General features: G+C 42.0%; 8 protein-coding genes and 1 pseudogene. All 9 read right to left on the reverse strand.

Translation table 11 applies throughout. From position 1 onward, the window contains the following. Positions 1–150: 150 nt before the first annotated feature. Positions 151–621 (reverse strand): 30S ribosomal protein S7, encoded by a 471-nt coding sequence (gene rpsG / locus ADM50_RS02175; RefSeq protein WP_000087873.1) that lies wholly within the window; start codon positions 619–621, stop codon positions 151–153. A 19-nt stretch (positions 622–640) separates the two neighbouring features. After that, complete coding sequence (rpsL, locus tag ADM50_RS02180) at positions 641–1,054, reverse strand: 30S ribosomal protein S12 (RefSeq protein WP_045593077.1); 414 nt, start codon at positions 1,052–1,054, stop codon at positions 641–643. A gap of 316 nt (positions 1,055–1,370) precedes the next feature. Further along, positions 1,371–1,970, reverse strand: a complete 600-nt coding sequence (locus tag ADM50_RS02185; RefSeq protein ID WP_049484380.1) for a response regulator transcription factor — start codon at positions 1,968–1,970, stop codon at positions 1,371–1,373. Between the two features lies 1 nt (position 1,971). Beyond that, a complete protein-coding gene (locus ADM50_RS02190) occupies positions 1,972–3,069 on the reverse strand; it encodes a sensor histidine kinase (RefSeq protein WP_049484381.1) in 1,098 nt (365 codons plus the stop codon). Positions 3,070–3,073: 4 nt separating this feature from the next. Next, the gene (locus tag ADM50_RS02195; RefSeq protein WP_049484382.1) at positions 3,074–3,808 is read right to left on the reverse strand and encodes an ABC transporter permease; all 735 of its coding nucleotides are present in this window, start codon (positions 3,806–3,808) and stop codon (positions 3,074–3,076) included. Positions 3,809–3,820: 12 nt separating this feature from the next. Next, positions 3,821–4,696, reverse strand: coding sequence for an ABC transporter ATP-binding protein (locus tag ADM50_RS02200; protein ID WP_000216047.1), 876 nt, complete (start codon positions 4,694–4,696; stop codon positions 3,821–3,823). Beyond that, positions 4,683–4,877 carry a hypothetical protein gene (locus ADM50_RS02205; RefSeq protein ID WP_000709167.1) on the reverse strand — a complete coding sequence of 65 codons (195 nt, stop codon included), beginning with the start codon at positions 4,875–4,877 and terminating at the stop codon, positions 4,683–4,685. The genes ADM50_RS02200 and ADM50_RS02205 overlap by 14 nt, the downstream gene beginning before the upstream one ends. Then, positions 4,874–5,080: a hypothetical protein gene (locus tag ADM50_RS02210; RefSeq protein ID WP_000390701.1), complete on the reverse strand. Its 207-nt coding sequence runs from the start codon at positions 5,078–5,080 to the stop codon at positions 4,874–4,876. Before ADM50_RS02210 ends, ADM50_RS02205 begins: the two co-directional genes overlap by 4 nt. A 110-nt stretch (positions 5,081–5,190) precedes the next feature. Further along, positions 5,191–6,595: pseudogene (locus tag ADM50_RS02215) on the reverse strand (YSIRK-type signal peptide-containing protein); the annotation flags it as partial.

Consider the following 6,595-nt stretch of genomic DNA (forward strand, 5'->3'; position numbering starts at 1 on the left):
TTGAATTGAACTAGGGCTAAAAGCTCAAGTTAACTGATTCGAACTCGAGCAAGGCCCGGTGCAAAAAAGATAAACTGCTTTGTGTTCACGGAACACTGCATCAGTTTCCTATTTTTGCCTTGGGCCTTTGCCGCTCTTAGTATCTTATTCTTACCAACGGAAGTGTGCGAAGGCACGGTTAGCTTCAGCCATACGGTGAGTGTCTTCACGTTTCTTAACTGCTGCACCAGTGTTGTTCGCAGCATCCAAGATTTCTTTTGCAAGACGGTCTTGCATTGTGTGTTCACCACGAAGGCGAGCGATGGTTACCAACCAACGAAGTCCAAGTGTTGTACGACGTTCTGGACGAACTTCAACTGGGACTTGGTAGTTAGATCCACCAACACGACGTGCACGTACTTCAAGTACAGGCATGATGTTTTCCATAGCTGTTTCAAATACTTCAAGTGCATCGTTACCAGTAGCTTCTTTGATTTGCTCAAAAGCACCGTAAACGATTGAAGCAGCTGTACCACGTTTACCATCAAGCATAACGCGGTTGATAAGACGAGTAACTAGTTGTGAATTGTAAAGCGGATCTGGCAATACGTCACGTTTTGGAGCTCTATTTTTACGACTCATTTCTCTTTATCCCCTTTCCTTATGCTTTTGGACGTTTAGTACCGTATTTAGAACGGCCTTGTTTACGATCGTTAACACCTGCAGTATCAAGTGCACCACGGACGATATGGTAACGTACCCCTGGAAGGTCTTTTACACGTCCACCACGAAGAAGCACCACGCTGTGCTCTTGCAAGTTGTGTCCGATACCTGGGATGTAGGCAGTAACTTCGATAAGGTTGCTCAAACGTACACGAGCGAATTTACGAAGGGCAGAGTTAGGTTTTTTAGGTGTCATTGTTCCCACACGAGTTGCAACACCACGTTTTTGTGGTGAAGAAACGTTTGTTTGAACTTTTTTATGACTGTTGTAACCAACGTTCAAAGCTGGTGATTTAGATTTTTCTACTTTTGATTTACGCGATTTGCGAACCAATTGGTTAATTGTAGGCATCTACATTCTCCTGTGTTTTTTTATTTTTGGTGATGATACACTTGGTGACAGCTACCATCTGTGTGTACTTTTGCAACATTTGTCAGCACGTCCCTGTACACTTTTGAGAGACCAAAAGTAAAAAGTACCGTCTATTATTGTAACACAATTTTTCCTTCATTGTCAAGATATTTTTCATTTTTATTCTGATCTTTTCACTCTTTGACACTAGCTTTCACCGCTTTTCTAAACCAGAAAAGGAGGCAATTTGCCTCCCCCTTTCTTGTATGGATTTCCTTCGATTAAACATTCGTTTGAGATGTTTTTATCTTTCTTATCAAAGCCAACCTGATTCTGTTGCGATGTTGGCTGCCTCTGTTCGATTGCCTGCTTCTAGCTTGGAAAGAATATTGGTGACATAGTTTCGGACGGTTCCATTTGATAGATAGAGTTGGTCTGCGATTTCTTGATTAGACAAGCCCTGAGCAATTCCCTTTAAAACAGCAATCTCTTGTTCTGTTAACGGATTGGGATGGGTCATCACCACTTCCATCAATTCAGGCGAATACTCCTTGCGTCCTTCAAGAACAGTGTGCAAGGTTTGCATGAGATCTGCAATGCTTCTTTCTTTTAAGACATAGGCATCCACTCCAGCCTTAATCGCTCGTTCAAAATATCCGGGACGTTTGAAGGTCGTCACCACAACTACCTTTGTTTCTAGCTTTTCTGCTCGTATCCACTCCAAGACTTCGAGGCCAGTCTTAACAGGCATTTCTACGTCAAGAATTGCGATATCGACTGTCTCTTTTTCTAAAAGTCGGATGGCTTCTTGGCCATCCTTGGCTTGTAGGACGGACTCCACATCTGGTTGAAAGGTAAGCAACTGGCACATGGCATCTCGCAACATACTTTGATCTTCTGCAACAAGTAGTTTCATCTTAGTTTCTCTCCTTATAAGGTAGTCGTACTTGCACTTCTGTTGGACACTTCTGACTGATCACTTTTACTTCTCCTGAAAAAGGAAGGACACGGTCTCGAACGGTATGGAGTTCATCTCCTTTTAGTGAAGCAAAGCCACATCCATCATCTCTCACTGTTAGAATGAGTTCTTTCCCAGTTCGTTCTAATTTCAAGTAAGCTTTGGATGCTTTGGCATGTTTGATGATGTTGGTCACTAACTCAAGTAAAATCATGGAGGCCGTTGATTCTAATTCCTGAGTTAGGCTAGCTCTATCTAGTTGGTGATTGATTTCTGTTTCAATTCCTGCAATTTCCAGCATTTTTTTAACAGTCGTAAATTCGGAAGCAAGGGTTCTGGTTTTAAGGTTTTCGATAATTGTACGAACTTCATTCATGGATTCTTTACTGATCTGATGAATTTCTTTTAATTCTTTTTCCACTTGAGGATAGGCCTGCATTTGAAGAAGCTGGAGGGCAAGATCCGTCTTCACACTCAACATAGCAAAGGTATGCCCCAGACTGTCATGGAGATCCTGACCAATACGACTGCGTTCATTTTCAGCCAAGAAAAGACTGAGCTTGGCATTTTGTTTCATCTTTTCTTCTTTTATCTGTTCAGATACCTGAATCCGATAAAGACCGAAGGTCAAGGCATCAGAAACGATAAAGGTCACCAAGAAAAAGAGGAGGTGCCAGGGACTAACTTGACCAACCATAGAGATTCCAGTTAAAATCAAGGGTTGCAAGACAATAAAACTGACAAAACGCCAAGAGTGGAAAGAAACCTCATCCAGCTCATAAATAAGGAGATTGGATAAATAAAAGATAAACCAAGCGAAGCTCGCATTTAACCAGATGGAACTGTAAAAAATGTAGGCAAGCATGATCCACCAAGCTAGCCACTGCACGGTGCGGTTCTGACTGATTAAAACCGAGTAGAAGGCAAGGACAAATAGTAAGGTCCATAACAAGGTTAAAAGCGGGTACTCTCCAACGATGACACCCGCTATAGGAAAGATGATAAACACTATTGAAATATGAAACATATAATGAGTGTTTTTTAATTTTTCCAACATAGATTTATTTTACCTCGATCCGTTTTTTCAGTTGAATGACCAATACACCAAAGAAAACTGTATATCCTAGTACAACCAAGGCAGCAAGAATGTTAAACTCGTGATGCTCCAAATAAGTCGAGACAACCTGCATCAGTTGATAGGTTGGAGTCAGCTTTCCAATAGATTGGAGCCATTCTGGGAAGGAATCCAAGGGGAACCAGAGTCCACCTAGGACAGCCAAAGCAATATAGGCAATATTTCCAACAACCGTCATCAGTTGAGCACTGGGAAGCAAGCTCACCAAGACACCCATACTGATAAAGACCACACTTCCGACCAGCAAAATAGCACCAATTACCAACCAGTCAAGCCAAGGTAGCGTCACTCCGCGGACAAAATGACCAACTGAAAAGACAACTGTAATTGATAACAAGAAAGTAAGCAGAGTGCTGAACAGTTTTGATACATAATATTCTACCATAGATACGGGAGAATGTTGAATCAATTTTTGCCAGTTGTTCGTCTTGTCGGATTCGAGTGTGCTTGGGATACTGAAAAAAGCACTTGACATGATACTAAAGAGCGTCATGGCAAAAAGATAGGCTTGAAGAGCAATTTCTGGAATATCTGACCCTGACATCATACCAGAAAAGATAAGGTAAAACACACTTGGAAGTCCGATGGATAGCAAGTAGTAGACTGCTTGCCGTTTCATCAGAATGATTTCCACTTTCATGAGACTTGTCATATTTTTCATCGTCAATCTCCTTTAGTCTTGAGTCGTTTCGAAGATACTGTCTAAGAGAGTTCGATTGCGAACTTCAATTTCTTCGATCATGCAGCCCTGTTCTTGCAAGACTTTCCATACCTGGCTGGCTTCTTTGGTTGTGAAGGAAAGAGCATTTTGCTTGATTTCAAGCCCTTGAATCTGGTCCAAAGTGCTGATAACTTCCTGATAAGTTAGTGGTACCGTAAAATGTTTTTCTTGTTCTTCACCACGCATGGCATAAGGTGTCGTATCCCGGATCAATTCACCCTTGTGGAGGACCAAAATGCGGTCAGCCGTATGTTCTACCTCTTCGATATAGTGAGAAGAGTAGACAATGGTGACACCATTTTTCTTTAACTGATTGACAATTTCCCAAAAATGCTGACGTGTCGAGGTATCCATGGCAGCAGTTGGTTCGTCCAAAAATAGAATTTTCGGACGACCTATTAGTGCCAACACGAAAGAGAACAAACGTTTTTGCCCACCAGACAACTTGCCCGCTAGCTGATTTTTCTGTTTGTCCGAAAATCTCAGCAAGTCATCAATTTCTTGATTGGAGAGACTGTTTGGATAGATTGATTGAAAGAAGGATAAGAGTTCTTTCACTTTCAAGTCTTGAACCACCGTATTTTCTTGAGGTAAGATAGAAATAAGCTGCTTTAATCGAGGATCTGTTGGTGCAAAGCCTTGAATAGCTATCTGACCTGAGCTCACGAACTTGTCGCCCAAGAGGCAATCAATCAAGGTCGTCTTACCTGCTCCGTTAGGTCCGATCAAGGCGACACATTCACCATCGTTGATTTCAAAGGAGATGTTCCGCAAGATCTCCTTGTCTTTTATTTTCTTACTCAATTTCTCAACTTTAATCACAGTCATGAGATTCTCCTTTCAACCACTTCATTCCCATAGGGAAAACGACGAAAATCATAAACCCAAAACCCCAAGCACCACGAATAAATTGGCGAAGCACGGTTTGGTCAAACCAACCAGTAAACATTTCCACTAACCATACCAAGAGTGACAGGCCGATAAAGAAATAGATGATTGCTTTTTTCATTCCTCAAACTCCTTTTTCACATCTCTGACTAATTTCAAACCTTCTCTGACAAGCCAAGACATCATTCCAAAGCCAGCAAAGAGCTCCCAAGGAAAATGATAGAAACCCTCGTCCAATCCTGAAAACATGAGATAGGTCATAACTCCTGCTGCTACTAAACTCACTGCGACAATCATTTTATTTTTCATTTCTTCTTCCTCCATTTCATACTTCAATTATAGTCTTTTGAAGTTGGCGGAGCTAGATGCTTCTGTCACTAGGAAATATGACAAATGTCATAAAAAAGAACCGATTTCTCGGTTCTTAAAAATGATTAGTCTGATTCATCGTTTCGTTTCTTTTTACCTAGCAATCCAAGTGTCATGGCACCTGCTAGGGCTGTCAGAATTCCTAGATTTTTCAAACCATCTTCTTGACTTCCTGTATTTGGAAGTTGATTTTTTTCTACAGAGATGTTTTGCGTCAATTGATCTGGTTTCGAATCAGGTACTGAAAGTTCTTTTTTATCAGACTGTTTCACTTGCTCTGGAAGTTCTACTACTGTTGGAGTATAGAATCCTGAAATGATATTTCCATTGCGATCTTTACGGATCACTTTCACACCTTTAGCTTGTCCTACAAAGTCTGCCTCAGGGGTAAAGGTGACGGTGCCATCTGGTGAGATTACATAAGTTCCTTCACCTGGAACGACTTTTTCAGTTGTTCCATCTTCAAAGGTTGGCGGAACTGTCAGATCGACATCACCTGTAAAGTTTGGCTTACCAGTCTGAGTTTGACCTTTAAGACCTTCTGATGTCGCATCACTCACTTGTGTTTGTCCAAGGACAGTTGGTGTGTAATGAGCAATAACTACATTTCCATACACATCCAAACGTTTCACAACCAATCCTTTAGCTCTACCAACAAAGTCTGGTTCTGGAGTAAAGGTAATCTTACCATCTTTATCAATTGTATAGCTTCCTTCACCTGGAACAACCATAGTCGTGCTACCATCCTCAAATGTTGGTGGAACTGTACTATCGATATGTCCTTCAAACGTTGGGGTTGCTACTTGTGGTTGGCCTTTTGCTCCTGTAGAAGTCGTGTCATGACCAGTAGATGGATCTACAACTGTTGGGCGATAGCTTGCAGTAACTGGAGTACCATTCTTGTCCTTACGGACAATCGTTACGCCGGTTCCTTTTCCTACAAAGTCTGCCTCTGGCGTGAAAGTGACGGTGCCGTCTGGTGAGATTGTATAAGTTCCTTCACCTGGAATCACTTTTTCAGTTGATCCATCTTCAAATGTCGCCGCCACAGTTTCATCGATTGGAACAAGCGGATTACCACCTTCAAATGTTGGAGTACCTGTTTGAACAAGACCCTTAATGTTAACTGAAGTAGTATCTTTACCAGTTGGAGTCACCTTAGTAAACTCTGGACTGTAAGTCGCAGTAACTGGGGTACCGTTCTTATCTACGCGTTTGACTGTGACTGGATCTGGGTTTCCAACAAACTGTTTGTCTGGGGTGAAGGTCACTGTACCGTCTGGTACAATCGTGTAAGTTCCTTGACCTGGAATAGTCTTCTCTTTGCTACCATCTTCGAAGGTTGGCTCGACTGTTTCATCGATTGGAACCAGTGGGTCACCACCTTGGAAGCTTGGAGTACCTGTTTGCGGAACACCTTGAGGGCCTGTGCTGGTTGCGTTAGTGCTGGTTGGAACTACTTCTTTCACC

It is taken from the genome of Streptococcus oralis (assembly GCF_001075675.1).
GTDB lineage: Bacteria > Bacillota > Bacilli > Lactobacillales > Streptococcaceae > Streptococcus > Streptococcus oralis_V.

Excerpts from the sequence above, each read along its gene's own strand:
- rpsL (WP_045593077.1), bottom strand. The coding sequence starts at position 1,054 with ATGCCTACAATTAACCAATTGGTTCGCAAATCGCGTAAATCAAAAGTA.
- ADM50_RS02190 (WP_049484381.1), bottom strand. The coding sequence starts at position 3,069 with ATGTTGGAAAAATTAAAAAACACTCATTATATGTTTCATATTTCAATA.
- ADM50_RS02205 (WP_000709167.1), bottom strand. The coding sequence starts at position 4,877 with ATGAAAAAAGCAATCATCTATTTCTTTATCGGCCTGTCACTCTTGGTA.
- ADM50_RS02200 (WP_000216047.1), bottom strand. The coding sequence starts at position 4,696 with ATGACTGTGATTAAAGTTGAGAAATTGAGTAAGAAAATAAAAGACAAG.
- rpsG (WP_000087873.1), bottom strand. The coding sequence starts at position 621 with ATGAGTCGTAAAAATAGAGCTCCAAAACGTGACGTATTGCCAGATCCG.
- ADM50_RS02210 (WP_000390701.1), bottom strand. The coding sequence starts at position 5,080 with ATGGAGGAAGAAGAAATGAAAAATAAAATGATTGTCGCAGTGAGTTTA.
- ADM50_RS02195 (WP_049484382.1), bottom strand. The coding sequence starts at position 3,808 with ATGAAAAATATGACAAGTCTCATGAAAGTGGAAATCATTCTGATGAAA.
- ADM50_RS02185 (WP_049484380.1), bottom strand. The coding sequence starts at position 1,970 with ATGAAACTACTTGTTGCAGAAGATCAAAGTATGTTGCGAGATGCCATG.